The organism is Jatrophihabitans sp., assembly GCA_036399055.1.
Taxonomy (GTDB): domain Bacteria; phylum Actinomycetota; class Actinomycetes; order Mycobacteriales; family Jatrophihabitantaceae; genus Jatrophihabitans_A.
Genome location: DASWNX010000040.1, coordinates 11,835 through 28,550 on the forward strand (window position 1 = coordinate 11,835; position 16,716 = coordinate 28,550).

At 68.1% G+C, this 16,716-nt stretch carries 13 protein-coding genes and 1 riboswitch; of the genes, 3 read left to right on the forward strand and 10 right to left on the reverse strand.

The genetic code is table 11. The features are described from left to right. Positions 1-3: 3 nt before the first annotated feature. Positions 4-996 carry a hypothetical protein gene (locus tag VGB75_17950; protein ID HEY0168932.1) on the reverse strand — a complete coding sequence of 331 codons (993 nt, stop codon included), beginning with the start codon at positions 994-996 and terminating at the stop codon, positions 4-6. Positions 997-1,967: 971 nt separating this feature from the next. Continuing rightward, complete coding sequence (locus VGB75_17955; GenBank protein ID HEY0168933.1) at positions 1,968-2,864, reverse strand: aminoglycoside phosphotransferase family protein; 897 nt, start codon at positions 2,862-2,864, stop codon at positions 1,968-1,970. A gap of 168 nt (positions 2,865-3,032) precedes the next feature. On the opposite strand from VGB75_17955, the gene VGB75_17960 reads away from it, so the two are divergent. Both VGB75_17960 and VGB75_17965 read left to right on the forward strand, forming a co-directional pair. Further along, positions 3,033-4,304 (forward strand): APC family permease, encoded by a 1,272-nt coding sequence (locus VGB75_17960; protein HEY0168934.1) that lies wholly within the window; start codon positions 3,033-3,035, stop codon positions 4,302-4,304. Positions 4,305-4,484: 180 nt separating this feature from the next. Further along, a riboswitch (cyclic di-AMP (ydaO/yuaA leader) is annotated at positions 4,485-4,659 on the forward strand. Positions 4,660-4,794: 135 nt separating this feature from the next. After that, a complete protein-coding gene (locus VGB75_17965) occupies positions 4,795-6,345 on the forward strand; it encodes a hypothetical protein (protein ID HEY0168935.1) in 1,551 nt (516 codons plus the stop codon). A gap of 79 nt (positions 6,346-6,424) precedes the next feature. Here VGB75_17965 and VGB75_17970 read toward each other — a convergent pair whose 3' ends face one another. From VGB75_17970 to VGB75_17995, 6 genes are all read right to left on the reverse strand, one after another. After that, a complete protein-coding gene (locus tag VGB75_17970; GenBank protein HEY0168936.1) occupies positions 6,425-6,595 on the reverse strand; it encodes a hypothetical protein in 171 nt (56 codons plus the stop codon). Positions 6,596-6,785: 190 nt separating this feature from the next. Continuing rightward, complete coding sequence (locus VGB75_17975; protein ID HEY0168937.1) at positions 6,786-6,950, reverse strand: hypothetical protein; 165 nt, start codon at positions 6,948-6,950, stop codon at positions 6,786-6,788. A gap of 14 nt (positions 6,951-6,964) precedes the next feature. Continuing rightward, positions 6,965-9,121 carry an MMPL family transporter gene (locus VGB75_17980; protein HEY0168938.1) on the reverse strand — a complete coding sequence of 719 codons (2,157 nt, stop codon included), beginning with the start codon at positions 9,119-9,121 and terminating at the stop codon, positions 6,965-6,967. A 200-nt stretch (positions 9,122-9,321) separates the two neighbouring features. Further along, positions 9,322-10,128: a hypothetical protein gene (locus VGB75_17985; GenBank protein ID HEY0168939.1), complete on the reverse strand. Its 807-nt coding sequence runs from the start codon at positions 10,126-10,128 to the stop codon at positions 9,322-9,324. Further along, on the reverse strand, positions 10,125-11,024 hold the full coding sequence (locus tag VGB75_17990; protein HEY0168940.1) for an ATP-binding cassette domain-containing protein: 900 nt from the start codon (positions 11,022-11,024) through the stop codon (positions 10,125-10,127). The genes VGB75_17985 and VGB75_17990 overlap by 4 nt, the downstream gene beginning before the upstream one ends. Positions 11,025-11,058: 34 nt before the next feature. Then, on the reverse strand, positions 11,059-13,224 hold the full coding sequence (locus VGB75_17995) for an MMPL family transporter (GenBank protein HEY0168941.1): 2,166 nt from the start codon (positions 13,222-13,224) through the stop codon (positions 11,059-11,061). Between the two features lie 272 nt (positions 13,225-13,496). Between VGB75_17995 and VGB75_18000 the strand changes: the two genes are divergently transcribed. After that, entirely contained in the window at positions 13,497-14,423 is a 927-nt protein-coding gene (locus tag VGB75_18000) for a BldC family transcriptional regulator (GenBank protein HEY0168942.1), read from the forward strand. A 78-nt stretch (positions 14,424-14,501) separates the two neighbouring features. Here VGB75_18000 and VGB75_18005 read toward each other — a convergent pair whose 3' ends face one another. Further along, complete coding sequence (locus tag VGB75_18005; GenBank protein ID HEY0168943.1) at positions 14,502-15,671, reverse strand: DUF6544 family protein; 1,170 nt, start codon at positions 15,669-15,671, stop codon at positions 14,502-14,504. Positions 15,672-15,769: 98 nt separating this feature from the next. Beyond that, on the reverse strand, positions 15,770-16,579 hold the full coding sequence (locus VGB75_18010) for an MBL fold metallo-hydrolase (protein ID HEY0168944.1): 810 nt from the start codon (positions 16,577-16,579) through the stop codon (positions 15,770-15,772). Positions 16,580-16,716: the final 137 nt, after the last annotated feature.

Consider the following 16,716-nt stretch of genomic DNA (forward strand, 5'->3'; position numbering starts at 1 on the left):
GGGCTACCAGTTTCGGGTGATGCCGGCCGCGTCGCGCCGGCCCATCAGGTCAGACATCGCCTCGATCAGCAGGCCTTCTAGCTCGGCGTCGGCTGTGGTCGCGCAGCCCAATGCCGCGCGCACCCCGGCGGCGGCCAGGTCCTTGCGGAATCCGGTGGCCAAGAACGGCCCGCCCTCAGGCAGGCCGACCGGGATCAGCACCAGAATCTGCCGGGAGCCGTAACGGCCCAGCAGGTCTGTGGGTTGCAGGCCCGACTCGATGGTCTGCAGAATGCGCACCTCCTGACCCGCCTCATCCGGATCGATCATGAACAGGGCGACGGAACCGTACACGTCATGCAGCCTCTGCTGCGCCTGCACCATCCACGCCTCTTCGGACCACAACCCGGTGACCGGGTCAAAAGCGTCCTCGACCTCGACGACGTGACGAAGCGAAGCGAGGTGCAAGCCGTACAGCAGTACCAAAGCGCCGACCGCGATGGTGGGATGCAGGTAGAGCATGCCCACACCTAGTGCAGCGCCGATCCCCTGCGTTCCGATCTCGATGAGGTGCGCCTTTGGATCGCTCATCATCGATCCGAGGATGTGGCCCTGACCGGACGCGTAGACCACGAATGCGATGAACCCAATGCTCAAAGCGCAAAAAGTCAACACACCAAGTGGAACGCCAATCGCCATTGGTAAGCGGTGCACCACTTCGCTGGCCGTGACACACCAGGTCGCCGTTGCCACCGTGCTCACCGCATACTTCGCTGGCCGTCCATGCTTGTACGCCTTCCGAGAAGGCCACTCCCCGAGGTTGGCAACCACTACAAAGGCAGCGACCAAGGCTGGCGGCAGCGTGACGGTGGCTGCAAACGTCCAAACGCCCAGCATGTCCGGTACTCGGTCCAGTGAGACGACTCGCCGGAGCTTCTCTATCCGCATAAGAGACGCTGAATAGGTCAGACTTAGAAACGCCAAGAGCGCGAAGCTCTCGATCTCATAAACGGTCATCTGCGCCTGTCAAATCAGAGGGGGTGCTTCACTATGTCCAACTGGAACTGGCCGGTCGCCTAAGCGCACCGCAAAACGGTGGGTTGCCCGGCGGCAATCCGAGGGAACGCGGACGCGCACGCCAACTGCCGGGGAGGTGTTTTTGATGCTTCGCAGCTGGGAATGGTAAACACGGGCATGGGATCCTCAGGGCCAAGGCGCGGCTGGACAAGCCGCGTCTTGCCACTGATAAAGCCACTTCTCATCGCAATCCTCTCGTATCGACCGTCACCGACCGTACCCGTCAAGTTCGGATCTGTCACCATCAGTTGACACTGAAGCGTGGCAGCACACCCATACCTTCTATCTGGCGCTTACAAGCGCTTCGCTCGGATGGTGCACCAGCAGGTTTCGCCTTACGGCATAGGGCGAACGCGTCGGTTGTCCGACTGCGCCTACCTGTGACCGTTAACTAACCGACCGGTCTTCAGGGTCAAGACACGGTCGGGGTTGGTAGCAGCGCGAGCGCCCGTCGGAGTATGCCAAGGGTTGCGTTCTTTGAACGCGGCATTGCTATTTGAGTGAAACTCATCACCCACAGGAATACAGTCGGTAAACAAGGACCGTCTATCAACAGGCGTGCATTGTAGGTAATCTGTCTATGCGTGGCCCGCTTACTGGCCGGTGCCTCTTGTGCGGTAGCTGACCGTATATAGACATAATGTCTAGGTCTTCTGCCTCATCCAGATAGGGCGCCTTCGCGCCTGGGCCTTTGACGGACTTCTTAGGGACCTCCTGTAATGAGAGGCGACCCTGCGCAGAACCCGTGACCGTCTATATCGTCGCAGCCACTAGACGATTCAAACTAGCGACGGGGCGCTAATGCTCCTCAACGGACGGCAAGGTGCAGGGCTTACCAGGTCTATGCAGATCTCGCCGGCCACCCCTTCTGCCTTTACTAGGTTCGGGCACACGCTCATGCCACCTCGCCGCTATCGAAGGTCGGCGAGCACGGCGTTCACCACGCGCCAGGACCGGGCGACGATGTCGGGATTGGTGTCGCGGTAGTACGGCAGCGCCTGGACGGCGGCCGAGACTGCCCACGCCCTGCCGCGGAGCCACATCGGCTGGTCCACGAAGCCGAGTCGCTGGCGAAAGACCGCCCGGCTCGCCTCGTCGAACAGGCTCCACGCCGCGATCAGGTCGATCGCCGGGTCGCCCGCCTTGCAACTGCCCCAGTCGATGACCGCGGCCAGCCGGCCATGCCGCACCAGCAGGTTTCCGTCCATCAGGTCGCCGTGCACCCAGCGGGGCGGGCCGTCCCAGCCCGGCGCTTGCACACCTGCCTGCCAGGCGGCGAGCAGGGCGTCGACGTCGGTCTGGCCGCGCAGCCGCTCGGCAGGCTCCCGGGTCGCGGTGTCGGCGTCTGCCAGCGGCCCTCCTCGGTCCGAGCCAGTCGGTCGAGGCGCGCCGGTGACGTCGAGGCGTTGCAGGTCGAGCACGAAGGCGGCCAGGTCACCGGCAAGCAAGATCAGGTCGTCGCCTGGCCGAGGGTTCTCGCCCGCGAGCCAGGGCGAGACGTACCAGCGGTAGGGGTAGCCGCCTTGCGGTTGGCCGAGGAACAGCGGCGCCGGGACCTCGACGCTCACCTGAGCCGCGATCACGGGCAGCCACCGCTGCTCCTTCTCGCCCTGGGCGGCTGCCCAGCCGATCTTGGGCAGCCGCACGGACAGGTGCTCACCCAGCCGGTAGATCACGTGATCGGTTCCCCACGTGGGCACCCGGATGAGCGGCAGCCCTGCCCAGCCAGGCGCCTGCTCGGCCAGCAGGCTGCGGACGAGGCCATCATCGACCTCGATCTCGTCGGCATGCATCCGGGGAACAGTCACGGCCCCATCCCATCACCTGCGGCGCCGGTGCCGAGGTGTGCGTCAGACTTCACTGAGCTCTACCCGCGTCGCTTTGATCTGCTGGCCACGGCAGGTGAGCTGGTAGGAGGAGTCCGTGCTGGCCGTCTGGTGTGAGCGCCCGAGCTGCCCGCTCCGGCCCATCCTGTCGTGAGCGGCGTTCCGGCAGGCGGCGAGCTGGCCCGGCGGCTCGGCACGTTCGACGCCGTGGTGATCGGCCTGGGGTCGATGATCGGCGCCGGTGTGTTCGCCGCGTTCACCCCTGCCGCGCAGGCGGCCGGCGGCGGGCTGCTGGTCGGGCTGGCGATCGCGGCGCTCGTCGCCTTCTGCAACGCCACCTCCTCGGCGCAACTGGCGGCGCGGTACCCCACGTCCGGCGGGACCTATGTCTACGGCCGGGAGCGCCTGGGCGACTGGCCCGGCTTTCTCGCCGGCTGGGGCTTCGTGATCGGCAAGACCGCCAGCTGCGCGGCGATGGCGCTGACGTTCGCCTCCTACGCCGCGCCGGACGGGTGGGCGCGTCCGGTCGCGGTGGCGGCGGTGCTCGCGCTGGCGGCGGTCAACTACCGGGGCGTCACCCCGACGGCCAGGCTGGCCAGGGTCATCGTGACGGTGGTGCTCGCGGCCCTGGCCGTGGTGGTGGCGGCGAGCCTGGCGGGTGGGCAGGCGCGGGCCGACCGGCTCGGCGGCTGGGGCGAGGTCCTCGGTGAAGGCGGCCTCTATGGACTCCTGCAGTCGGCCGGGCTGCTGTTCTTCGCCTTCGCCGGCTACGCCCGCATCGCCACGATGGGCGAGGAGGTCAGGGACCCCCGGCGCGCCATCCCGCGTGCCATCGCCTCGGCCCTGGGCATCTCCCTGGTCGTCTACGCCGTGGTCGCCGCCTCGATCCTGGCCGTGCTCGGCGCCGACGGCGTCGCCGCGACCGCCGCTCCGCTGGCGGCCGCCGTGGACGCCGGTACCTGGAGCTGGGCCGGACCCCTCGTGCGGGTGGGCGGCGCGGCTGCCTCGCTGGGGGCATTGCTCGCCCTGCTCGCCGGCATCGGGCGGACCAGCCTGGCGATGGCCCGCAACGGCGACCTGCCGCGATGGCTGGCAGCCGTCCATCCCCGCCACCGGGTTCCGCACCACGCCGAGGCAGCCCTGGGCGTGGTGGTGAGCCTCGTCGTCGCGGTGGCCGACCTGAGAGGCGCCATCGGCTTCTCCTCGTTCGGAGTCCTGCTCTACTACCTGGTCGCCAACCTCGCGGCCTGGACGCAGACCGCCGGCGACCGGCGGTATCCGAGGGCGTGGCAGGCGACCGGCGCGCTCGGCTGCCTCGTCCTGATCGCGACCCTGCCGCTGGCCTCGATCCTCGGCGGGCTGGCGGTGTGCCTGCTGGGCGTCCTGTACCGCCGCCACCGCCTCGCGTCATCGCGAAGATGACGGCTGGCGCCCCACATGCCCCACGCGCCTCAGCGCCCCGCGAGTTAGCTCGGCGTGTCGTTACCTCAAAATCCGGTCAAGTCGGGCCTCAACATATGGTCAAATTGTCCCTGCGACCTTGCTGTACCGCGGGGGAGGACCTTAGTGTTCACAGCGCTCGCGCCCAAGAAGGCGTGCGCTCCGTGCGGCTCGCCGAATCCTGCCCCGCTCGGGCCCACTCTCGAAAACGCTCGGCAGGAGCGGGGGAACCAAGATGACGGTCGCTAGCGCGACCTAGGGGTGAAGCCGCATCACGCGGCCGGGCATCTCCCGCCCGAACCCGACAGCTCACCTCGTAGGCGTGAGGAGAGGACCCCCTTTGCTCCGTCATGCCCCCACGGCAGCAATGCCCAGGCCCGCGCACCGGGCCGATCAAGGCGCCCACCGCGCCGCCGCCCGGCCCTCGTCTTCGGCGGCAAGCAGAGGCCACCGCCTTCGCGTGAGCCTGGCCATGTTGACCTCCCTGACCGCCGTGATCGCCACCAGCGCCGTCCTGTCATCGTCTGCCTCGGCAGCCGAAGAGGTGTCGAACGGGACGTTCGAGACAAGCACCAGCGGCTGGCTCGCCACCCCGAAGGACGACGGCACCGCTCCCGTGGCGCTGGCCCGGGTCGCGGGCGGGCACACCGGCAGCTACTCCGCCCGGGTGTCCAACACCTCAACCGCCACGGCCACCACGGTCCTCAACGACGCGCCCAACAGCGTCGCCAGCACGGTCGCGGGTCAGACCTACCGGGCGACGGCCTGGCTGCGCGCGTCCCAGGCCAACACCTCCCTGGTGCTGCGCCTGCTCCAGTTCGACGCGGCCAACGCGCTGAAGGCGACCAAGCAGAGCTACTACTGGGCCACCGACACGCTCTGGCACCAGGTCACGGTGGACCTGGCGGTCGCCCGTTCGGGGGACAGCATCGACGTCAACGCCCTCGCCTGGGACCTTGGCGCCGGCAAGTCCTTCCTCGTCGACGACGTCAGCGTCGCGCCGCTCGCGACGACGGTCCCTCCTCCCAGCACCACTCCTCCTGCTAGCACCACGAACCTCGGGGTGCTGCCGGCGCAGGGCACGGGCGCGCTGTTCGGCTACTACGAGGCAGGCGGCGCGCACCCCCGCACGATGGAGAGCAAGATCGGGCGCAAGTTCGACCTGATCCACCACTTCAAGGACTTCGACGCCACCAACAACATGTGGCCGTCGTCGGCGATGCTGTCCCAGGCTTCCGAGGGACGGACCATCCATATCGGCTGGGAGTTCGTCTCCTACGACGGCGGCTATGACTCGGCCCTGCAACCGGCGCCGGGGGCGTCCTCGACCGACCGCAGCGGCGCCAGTCAGAAGACCTGGACCTATCGGCAGGTCATCAACGGCTCGCTCGACCGCTATCTCGACGCGGTGGCGGCCAAGGCCAAGGCCACCCCGTACAAGTTCATCGTCGACCTCGACCCCGAGATGGACGACCGCCCCGACATCGGCGGCACCGCCAAGATCCGGGCGGCCGCCGGCACCCGGGCCGAGTACGCCGCGGCCTACCGCCACATCGTCGACCGATTCCGCGCCCGCGGCGTCACGAACGTGGTGTGGGCCTGGACGGTCTCGGGCTGGACCGCCTCGGACCCCAGCAAGGCCTGGTCCCTGCAGCAACTCTGGCCCGGCCCCGGCTACGTCAACATCATCATGTGGGACCCCTACAACCACAAGCCGACCAGCTGGCGCAGCTTCGGCCAGATGGTCGCGCCCTTCTACAACTCCATCCGGGGCGGCCTGCTTGACCCGGTCGACGTGACCGCCAAGAAGCTGCCTTTCGGCCTGGGTGAGTACGGCTGCATCGACGACCCCCGCCGCGCGGACTGGCTCAAGGCCATTCCGAGCCAGGCGCGCAGCTACCCGGGCATCGTCTCGCTGGGTTACTTCTCCAGCGGCAGCTGGGGCGCCCTGCACACCGACACCGTCGACACGGCCGCCTTCGGGACGGCAGGCAAGGACGTGTGGCTCAGGACGCGAGGCTGATCCCTTCTGATCGCGACGCATTCACCGGCGCCCTGGGACTTCCAGTCCCGGGCGCCGGCGCGTTCCACCGACCGTCAGGTCAGCGGCGCCCGAACAGCCTGCTGAGCACGCCGCCCCCGGCGCGTTCGGCCTTCGGGTGCCCGGGGCAGCGGTCCTCGCGAGGGACGCTGGCCATGACCTGATCAACGTGCTGGCCGCAGCCGGCCCACGTGGTCTTGCCGCAGGTCTTGCAGCGGACTGCTCGGCACATGGTGACGCTCCGTTCTGTGGTGGGTGTCGTGGTCAGCCGTGGGGCAAGCAGCGGTGTTCGCCGGAGCGCACCCACTTCAGAGCGCACTTGGCGATCTGGTGTTCGAGCTTCGACGGCACCAGCGAGCTTCGACGGCACCAGGGGGATTCAACAGCACCAGGGTTGCGGCGAGCACGAAGACTGGGGCAGATCAGCGCTCAGGGTTGGGGGACGGGCAGTGGCTCCATCGCCCCGTCGGCGCTGCGTAGTCCACGCGGCCGACGACGGCGGCGCCGGCCAGCCCGGCGATGGGCAAGGCGAACGCGCCGACGAGCCAGAGCAGCCAGGTGCGTGTGACGGTGTGCCGGGTGGTCATGTCGATCGTGATGCTCAGCTCCTCAGGACGGCGGTCGCCGGCCGGACCGGTCGGGGCTGTCCGTGGCTGCCGCCGGCAGTGGGCCGGAGGGCGGGATCGCCCTCGACGTGCAGTTCGGGCAGCCAGCTCAGCCACGTGGGCAGGTACCAGTTCCAGCGTCCGAGGAGCGCCATCGCGGCGGGGACGACGACCATCCGGATGAGGGTGGCGTCGACAAGCAGGGCGACGCCTACACCGAACCCCATCTGCTGGAACATGACCAGCTGGCCGGCAGCGAAGCCGGCGAAGACGACCACGATGATCAGCGCGGCGCCGGTGATGATCCGTCCGGTGGCTGCGATGCCGTGCACGACGGCCTGGTTGGTGTCCCCGGTCTCTGCGTAGCGTTCTCGAATCCTGCTGAGCAGGAAGACGTGGTAGTCCATCGAGAGCGCGAACAGCACCGAGAACAGGAAGATCGGCACCCAGGCTTCGACGCGTTCGACCCGCTGCAGGCCGAGCAGTCCGGCCCCGATCCCGTGCTGGAACACCAGGACGAGCAGGCCGTACGCCGCGCCGACCGAGAGCAGGTTCAGGACCACGGCGGTCGCGGAGAGGACCAAGGAACGGAACACCAGGATCAGCAGCAGGAAGCTCAGCCCGAGGACGAAGGCGAGGACGAGGGGCAGCCACTTGTTGATGACGTCGGAGTAGTCGACGTTTTCGGCGGTGGCGCCGCCGACCAGGACGCTGCTGTCGGTGCCCTCGAACGCGGCGGGAACCAGGTCTGTGCGCAGCCGTTCGAGTCCCCGGCGTGCCTGAGCGTTGTCGGGGTCGCCGATCAGCGCCACACTGATCACCGCGGCCCGGCCGTTCTTGGCCACCTGCTGCTCCCAGGGTCCGAAGTCCGGGTCGTCGGTGACCGAGGCCTTGAACCGTTCGATCGCTGCGGTGACCTCAGCAGAGGTGACGTTCCCGGAGATGACCACCTGCGCCGGATCGGTCGTCGACGTGCCTGGGAAGCTGCGCTCGAGTGCGAGGGCGCCGGCCTTGGCGTAGGAGTTGTCGGGTAGCGAGTTGACCCCGGACGTGCCCGTGGAGAGGCCCAGCACGGGAAAGGCGGCCGCGAGGAGGATGATCACGCCGGCGGCGAGGAAGGTTGCCGGGCGACGGACGACGGCGCCCACGGCTCGCGTCCAGAACGGGCTCTCGGCGGGGTGGTCACGCCCGACGAGGGGCAGCCGCAGGGCGTTGACCCGGTCGCCGAGCAGGGACAGCAGGGCCGGCAGCAGGGTGAGGGCAGCGGTCATGGTGACGACGCCGACGATGATCGCGCCGAGTGCGAGGCTGCGCAAAATCGTGTCCGGGACCAGGAGCAGCCCGAGAAGGGCCACGACGAAGGAGGTGCCGGAGAAGAGCACCGCTTTGCTGCTGGTGCCGCCGGTGGCGACGATAGCGTCGATCTTGTCGCGACCGGCCTGCCGCTCCTCCCGGTACCGGGACAGCACGAACAAGCTGTAGTCGATGCCGAGGGCGAGCCCCATCGCGGTGATCATGTTGACGATGAAGAACGACAGGGACGTGACCTGTCCGAGCACCGAGGAAATGGCCACGGTGACGACGATGGAGATGATCGCGATGCTCATGGGCAGGAACGCGGCCACCAGCGCTCCGAAGACCAGCACCAGCACGATGAGCGCGGCCGGCAGGCCGAACTTCAACTCCCCGTTGGTGAGGTCGGACTCCGAGAGCACGGTGAAATCGTGGTCCAAGGTGTTGGCGCCGGTGATGTCAACGACGAACGCGGCGTCGGCGTCGGCGGCGCGAACCTGGTCGATGACTCTCACGATGCCGGCTTCGGGGTCGTGCCCGAGGACGAGGGTGACCACTGCCGCGTGCCCGTTCTCGGAGATGCCGGACCCGTTTGCCGCGTAGGGGTCCCGAACCGTCTGCGCAGCGCCGGTGGCTTCGATCGCCGACCGGAGGTCGGCGACGAAGCCGCGGAACTCTGGGTCCTCGCTGGTCAACTGGGCGGAGTGGATGACGATGGCGTCGTCGGTCCGGTCAGCCTGGGAGAAGTTGTCGGCGAGCACCTGCTGGGCCTTCATCGAGTCGGGGTTGGTGGTGATGCTGCCGTCAGAGGTGAACGCCGACCCGATCAGGGCCCCGATGGCTACGACGGACGCGATCAAGACCAGCGCCCACACGACTACGACTCGCCACGGGTGTACCGCTGCTGAGCGTGCTAGTCGTTGGGGTACCGACGTGGCGCGCGGGCGCACGCGCTGGCCGTCACCGTCCTTGGAACGTGTTCGGTACATGGCGCTTTCCTCTCATTGATCGGTTCATGGCTGGTCCCGTATCACGGGCCGCCGCCACACCGACCCGATCGCTACTTGACTTCCGACCTCATCACCAGGCGAAGGCCGACGAGCAGAGGGACGAGCAGCCAGGTGACGCCGGTGACAGTGATGTGGGCCCACTCGGCACCGGTGAGGGGCTGGTCGAAGACGAACAGTCCCGCTTGAGCGAACTGGATGTCCACCCAGGGCTGCAGGTCGGAGAACCACTGCTGGCTCTCAGCCAGCAGGCCGAACACCGTGGGCACAAGGAACGTCAGGATGAAGTAGGCCACGATGGCTCCGGTCGAGGAGCGGATGAGCACCCCGAGCATGAAGCCGATCAGCAGGCTCAGCACCATGCCGAGGACGTAATACAGGCACTGGGTCAGCGTCACGTCCCACACCAAGGCGCTGCCGGTTATGGCGGCGCCGAGCAGGTTGCCGACCGCCCCGACCGCGAAGGCCAGCACCATCGCGGCGATGGCGATCGCAACCGAGGAGGCCGCCTTCGCGGTGATGATCCGGCTCCGGTGCGGGACCAGGGTGAAGGTGGTGAGTCCGGTGCGCTGGCTCCATTCGCTGGTCACCGCGAGGATCGCGATCAACGGCAGGATGATGACGACCGGAAAGCGGATGGCGGTCGCGAAGGTGGAGTAGGTGAGGTCGCCGTCCGGGGCCCAGAGGATGACGCCGCCGGCGGCCAGTAACGAGGTGATCGCGATGCTGGCGATCAGCCAGAACCCGGACCGGGTGTCGAACATCTTGCGGAGCTCGACCCCCGTGATGCGGGTCAGGGGTATCGGGCTGCCGGTGGTCGCGCGGAGGGCGCGGACGGGGATTGGTGCGATGATGCTCATGCCGGCACTCCTTCACGTTGGGTGGCTGCGGTCAGCTCGAGGAACATCTCCTCCAGGCCGGCGCCCGTGGCGGCCCGCAGTTCGGTGAGCGCGATGCCGGCCTCCAAGGCGATCTGCCCGACCCGGGTGGCGCCGGCGTCGGTGCGTAGGGCGCCGCCGTCAGAGGGGATCGCAGTCAGCCCGCTCGCGGTCAACGCGAGCTCGAGCGCCAGGAGGTCCACGGCTCGGACCACGGTGCCGGCTTCGTGCAGCAGCGCGGTCTTGGTTCCCCTGGAGACGACCCGGCCGAGTCCGATCATCACGATGTCGTCGGCGATGACCTCGATCTCGTGAAGCAGGTGCGAGGACAGCAGGACGGTGCCGCCGCGGTCGGCGTAGCCGCGGAGCAGGTCCCGCATCCATCGGATCCCGGCCGGGTCGAGCCCGTTGGCGGGTTCGTCGAGGATCAGCACCTCGGGGTCCCCCATCAGCGCGTTCGCGATCCCGAGCCGTTGACGCATCCCGAGTGAGTAGTCACCCACCCGACGCGACGCTTCAGCCGGGGTCAGGCTGACGGTCTCGAGCATCTCCTCGACGCGGGTTCGCTGGACACCCATGAATCGCTGGGCCAGGGTGAGGATCTCCCGGCCGGTGCGTCCGGCGTGCTGGGCGGAGGCGTCCAGGAGCACGCCGACCTCGAGGCCCGGGTTGGGCAGGTCCACGTAGTGGCGCCCAGAGACCATGGCGCTCCCGGCGTCGGGACGGGTGAGCCCGACCATCATCCGCAGTGTGGTCGACTTCCCGGCGCCGTTCGGTCCCAGGAAGCCCGTCACCCGTCCTTCCTCGGCGGTGAAGCTAACGTCATCGACGGCGAGTGTCGTGCCGTACCGCTTGGTCAGTCCTTCGATGGTGATCATGAGCGCTTCCTGTCGGGGTCGGGCCTAATGGCTATCAATTGATGCCGGCCGGCACTTTGCCCGGCTCCGGCAGCGCTTCGGGCGGCACGATGCGGACCGGGTGCAGCGGCGAAGGCTCGACGAACAAGGCGCGCGCGAGCCAGCCGGGCAGCCACCAGTTCCACCGGCCGAACAGGCTGACCAGGGCGGGCACCAGCAGGGCGCGCACGATGGTGGCGTCGATGAGGATGCCGACCCCCAGGGCGGTTCCGAGGACCTTGGTGTCGGTCCCGGGCGAGGTGGCGATGGCCGAGAAGGAGAAGAACAGGATCAGGGCCGCGGAGGTGACGAGCCGGCCGGTGCGGCCGATCCCGGTGATGACGGCCATGCCGGTGTCGCCAGTGCGGTCGTACTCCTCCCGCATCCGAGTCAGGATGAAGACCTCGTAGTCCATCGACAACCCGAACAGGAACGCGAAGATCACGACGGGCAGCCAGAAGTTGATCGCTCCGGTGGGGGCGACGTCGAAGACAACGTCGGAGCCGTGGCCGAGCTGCCAGAAGAACACGATCGATCCGAAGACGGCGGCCAGGGAGACCAGGTTGAGCAGCACAGCCTTGAGTGGCAGCAGTATTGACCGGAAGGTGCGGACCAGCAGCAGGTAGGTGATCAGGGCGATCATCACCAGCACGTAGGGGAACTTGTCGTAGACCGCGCTGAAGTAGTCCTCGATGGTGGGACCGAGGCCGGTGATGCCGACCTGGCCGCTCACCTCAGACTCGACGGCTGCCCGGACGTCGGTGACGACCGTCGAGGCGTCGCTGTCGAGCGTCGGCCGGCTCGGGAACACGTCGACGACGGCGCTGTCGCCGCTGGTGGTGCCCACGACGGCCAACTGGACGCCGTCGACGCCCCGGGCTGCCTGAGCGGCTGCGTTGGCATCACGGGCGGGGACGAGCACCGCGATGGGGGTGATGACCCCGGCGCCGACGCCGCCGTCAGTCAGCGTCTGCAGCGTGTCGAAGCGGGGGCCGTTGTGCGCGAGGGACTCCAAGCTGGAGCCCGGCCCGATCTTGAGGCTGAACACGGGCGCGACGAGCAGGCCGAGCACGATCAGAGCCGTCGCGGTGGCGATGACGCGGTGCCTGACGATGAGCCGCGCCCATGCCGACCAACCACGTGAGGCGGTGCCTTCCTTGCGGATGCGGGGGTAGTCGATGCGCGGGCCGACGCTGGAGAGCAGCGCCGGGAGCAGGGTGAGCACCACAGCCACGCTGACCAGTGGGATCAGCATCCCCGCCACGCCCATGCTGCGCAGGGCCGGCACCGGTAGGATCAGCAGTGCCAGCAGGCTGATCGCCACGGTGACGCCCGAGGCCATGACGGCGTGTCCGGCCGTCTTCATCGCGACGACGACCGCCTCCTCGTTGCTGCGGCCGTGAGCGCGTTCCTCCCGCCACCGTGACACCAGGATCAGCGAGTAGTCGATGGCGACCCCAAGCCCGATCAGCGCGACGAGGAACTTGACGATGATGCTGACATCGGTGAACGTCGTGAGCCCGAGCACGAGCATGAACGTGACCAGGATCGACACCCCGGCGATGAGCAGCGGCAGCAGCGCCAGGAACGACGCGTAGACGAAGAGCAGCACCAGCAGCGCAGCCGCACCGGCGAGCAGGGTCTCGACCAGGACGCTCGAGCCTTCCTGGTCACCGCCTGCAGACATCAGCACGTAGGAGGTCAGGCCGCTCTCGAAGCCGGCGGCCCGGGCTGCCTCGGTCAGTGCGGGGTCGAGCTGGGTCTCGATCTGAGGACCGGCCGTCACCGGGACCGGAGCCTGGATCAAGGCGTACGTCGCGCGGCCGTCGTCGGTCACGAAGCCCGGATCGTTGGTGCTGGCCAAGTCCACCACGCGAAGCTTCACGTCTGTGACAGCCGCGACGCCGGCACTGATCACACCGGCCACAGCGGCCCTGTTCCCCTCGACCGTCTCACCTTGGGGCACCGTCACGACAGCGAGGTAGGAGTCGTACGTGGAAACGCCGTAGGTGTCGATGAGCTGCTGTTCGGCGTTGTCACCCGGCTGCCCGGGCAGTGAGAAGTCCAGCGACCACCGCTCACCCAACGGGCTGACCGAGACCATGCCGCCGATGAAGAGCGCCAACCAGATGCCGCTGACGATCCGGCGGTGATGCATGACGAGGTGGGCGAAGCGCTCCATGAGGAACTCCTAGGGGGGAGCACACTGGGGCTGGCCGTGGGCGGCGAGGCAGGGTGCCCGCTGTCGACGCTACGAGCAGTGCGGGGTCGGCGGAACGCCTGAACCGGACCGCTCGATCCCGAAAGGGACCACCTCCTCGGATTCCCGCACCGAGTCACCGTGGCTGGAGGGCAACGGTGAATGTGGGGCTACTCTCGACCACAGTGGCGACAAGTCTGCCCATGGCTTTCCGCATGCGGAGCGAGGGCGGTCGCTACCACTGGGGGAGTCCTATGGCCGCACAGAAGGCGCCGACAGAGCATCTCCTCACTCCTGCCGACGTGGCAGCCCTGGTCTTCGTCGACCCGAAGACAGTCAGCCGCTGGGCCAGCAAAGGCAAGATCGCCTCCACGCGCACCCCGGGTGGTCATCGGCGATTCCGCAGCTCCGACGTTCAAGCGCTCATGTTCGAGGTTCTGAGTGAGGGCCTCCTCCGGGCCGAAGCCATCAGCCCACTGATCAATAAGGGCACGAACCACCTGAGGCCTCAAGGGCGGCCTCGTGCCAATGGCGTCGAGGAGCCTCGGGTCACGCCTGCCACGCGCGACACCGGCTACGTCGCAGCTGATGCCACCGCTGAGGCCGTGCTGGCCGAGGCGGTCGCCATCGTGCTGGAGACACAGGCCCAGGCAGCCGCAGAAGCCGTGCTGGAGACGGCTGCATCGGTCGCGGTAGCTGCAGAGCGGGCGGCATCGGCAGCGGTGAAGGCGCGTCGCGCAAGGGCATTGGCCGCTGCTGAGGCTGCGCAGGTGATTGCCGGCGAGGCGGCCCTGGCCGCAGCCGCGATGCGGTCGCTGGCCACAGCGCAAGCGGCACGCCTGGCCGAGGCGGCGGCTCAAGCCGAGCGGCTCGTCAGCTCCTCAGGCACCAAGGCTCATACCTCACTCGTCGCGGCACGCATGGCCGCAACGGTGCAGGCTGCCGCTGACCTAGCTACGGCCGACAGCGCTCTGGCCGCGGCACGCGTCGCTCAAGCAGTCACAGACGCTGCGGCACACCTCGCGGTAATGGTGGCTGCGTTCGACCTTTCCCTGGAGCGGGAGGCCGTCGCCACGGCGCAGGCTCTTCACGACCTGACGCTGGAGACCGCCCACCAGGTAGCTCAGAGAGACTGCGTGACGGCCCGACAAGCCTCGGACCTGTGGAATGCCCGCACCTGACGCTGGGATCGCGCCGCAAGGGGAACGGGGACCGCTCCGGTGCAGCGGCATGCGCCATCGACTGTCGCAGACCAGCGCTCAGGGTTGGGGGACGGGCAGTGGCGCAGGCGCCCCGTCGGCGCTGCGTGGGTTGTAGACGATGTCATCGAAGTGGAGCTCGACGTAGGTGAACCAGCCTTCCGGGCTGGGGGCGTGCCACCGTCCCTCGCCCGAGGTGAGAACTCGATGTCCGTGCTCCTCGCGGTGGCCCGACAGCGGCGTCGACCATCTCTGCCGGGTGAAGGACTTCCCGTCAGCCGAGGCACGGAGCCGGTCGTCGGACACGAAGTCGATCAGGTCGTGATCGTCGTTGAAGGTCAGCTCCGCTGCGACCGTCTGGTCTCCGTTGGTGAAGACACCCCGGACGTGCCGGGAGTCCACGGCGGTCCATCGAATGGGGGCGTCGACGATCGCGCCGGGGGCGAGGACGACGAGGTCGTTGAATACCGTGACGGTCTCTCCGCGGTCCATCTCGGGACCGGAGGCGTCGACGACGGTGACCAGCGAGAGCACCTTCGCCCGCATGGTGGCGGTGGCGTCGCCGTACACGTGCAGCACGGTGACCGGCAGTCCGGATCTTCTCGCGTCCATGATGAACACGCGTTGCGGACGCGGACCGAAGGTGTTGACCTGCTTGCCGGTGAACGACATCCACGCAGCGTCCGCGCTGCTGCGGATACGGCCGTGAAAGTCGGCGTAGAAGCTGGTCACTCGCGGTTGACCGACGGCCCCGGATCGCCGGATGTAGGCCGCGAGAGGGCCGGGCAGGACGGCAAGGTCCGACTCGGTCAGGACAGCAGGCGTGGGGTCGACATCGGTGAGCGCCTGGGTCGCCTGCTCCTGCCACCGGGCGTGGAAGCTGGTCGGGCCCGAAGAGAGATACCACCACGCCGCGACGAGCAGCAGAAGGACGTTGAGCAGCGTGCCGGCCTTCGCGTCGCTCCACGAGGTCACGATGGCGGCCTGGGAGACGATCGCGCCGCAGGCGGCGATCAACCACCACCCGGTGGGCGCTCCTACAGCGATGAGCACAGCGCAAGCGAGGACGAGGAGCGCCGCAAGCAGCCACAGGACGCCGCCTCCGGCTCCGATCGGTTGCTCGAGCTGGGCAACGTCTGCCCACCCGAAGCCCTTGGCGGCGCCGAGTAGATGGATGAGCCCGTGGCCTCCGAGCACAGCGGTCACGGCCCAACGGAGAACGTTGGTCACGGAAGATCAGCTCCTTCCACCCACCACTCTCCTCCTAGTCGCGGCAGGCTGACCCCGTTGACCTGACGAACCCCCGTTGACCTGATGCCGTGGTGTCGCTACCCGCGCCGAGCGAGGTGCTGAAGCTGCCGTTCATGCACGTTAGGTAGGAAATCCTTTCCATACGCTGATGGACCCAGCCGTGGGTCGCTGGGGTCATGGGCTTCATGCAGGGCGAGCACGTACACGCGATCCTGTTCGATCCGGGCGCGCAACTGATCAGCTCCGCCGATGGACCCGTGACCCGGGACGACGACAGCGACGTCGCCCACGGTGCCCTCGAGCAGCCGCAGCGCGGCGAGGTAGTCCTCAATCGGGCCCGCGGCGCCGCTCAAGTCGAGCATCGGGATCAGGACATCAGAGAGCATGTCGCCGGCGACGAGCACGCCGCGCTCCTTGATCAACAGCGCCGCATGGCCCGGGGCATGCGCGTGATGCTCGACAATCCGGACTTCAGGGCCATCCCAAGGAATCCGCGCGGTGTCGGCGGGCAGGCCGGTGATGAGGCCGAGCAGGTCCAGCGGCACCTGCTCGACGATGTCCGGCGGTATCAGCTCGGCGACGCGGGCCTTCGCACCCGCGTCCGACAGCCGAGCTCGGACAGTGGCCGCGCAGCGGGCCGTGCCGTAACGAGGCGCCGCGCCGAGCCGGGCGTGCCAGAGCAGGTGATCCCAATGAGGATGCGTCGAGAAGCCGGCCACAACGGTCTGGCTCACATCGGACAGGTCGTTCGCGAGGCAGGCCATCTCGTGGTCTTGCACCCCGGGGTCGATGAGCAACACGCCGGCCCGGCCTTGCACGACAACGGCGTTGCTCTGGAGGAATTCGCTCTGGTGGACCAGCACACCGTCGGCGACCTGGCGCAGCACGGGACTCCTTCCGCCTGTGGTGTGCAACCGCTTGTCTAGACGGTAGTACCTGGCGGTAATGGATTGCAGGCAGTCTGGGCGAGCGCATGAACCGCGGTCGGGTGCCCGATAAAGCGCCGCCATCGAGGTGTTCGGCG

Bases quoted from the DNA above. Each gene is read 5' to 3' on its own strand.
- VGB75_17950 (HEY0168932.1), bottom strand. From the start codon at position 996: ATGACCGTTTATGAGATCGAGAGCTTCGCGCTCTTGGCGTTTCTAAGT.
- VGB75_17965 (HEY0168935.1), top strand. From the start codon at position 4,795: ATGTTGACCTCCCTGACCGCCGTGATCGCCACCAGCGCCGTCCTGTCA.
- VGB75_17970 (HEY0168936.1), bottom strand. From the start codon at position 6,595: ATGTGCCGAGCAGTCCGCTGCAAGACCTGCGGCAAGACCACGTGGGCC.
- VGB75_17975 (HEY0168937.1), bottom strand. From the start codon at position 6,950: ATGACCACCCGGCACACCGTCACACGCACCTGGCTGCTCTGGCTCGTC.
- VGB75_17985 (HEY0168939.1), bottom strand. From the start codon at position 10,128: ATGAGCATCATCGCACCAATCCCCGTCCGCGCCCTCCGCGCGACCACC.
- VGB75_17990 (HEY0168940.1), bottom strand. From the start codon at position 11,024: ATGATCACCATCGAAGGACTGACCAAGCGGTACGGCACGACACTCGCC.
- VGB75_17995 (HEY0168941.1), bottom strand. From the start codon at position 13,224: ATGGAGCGCTTCGCCCACCTCGTCATGCATCACCGCCGGATCGTCAGC.
- VGB75_18000 (HEY0168942.1), top strand. From the start codon at position 13,497: ATGGCCGCACAGAAGGCGCCGACAGAGCATCTCCTCACTCCTGCCGAC.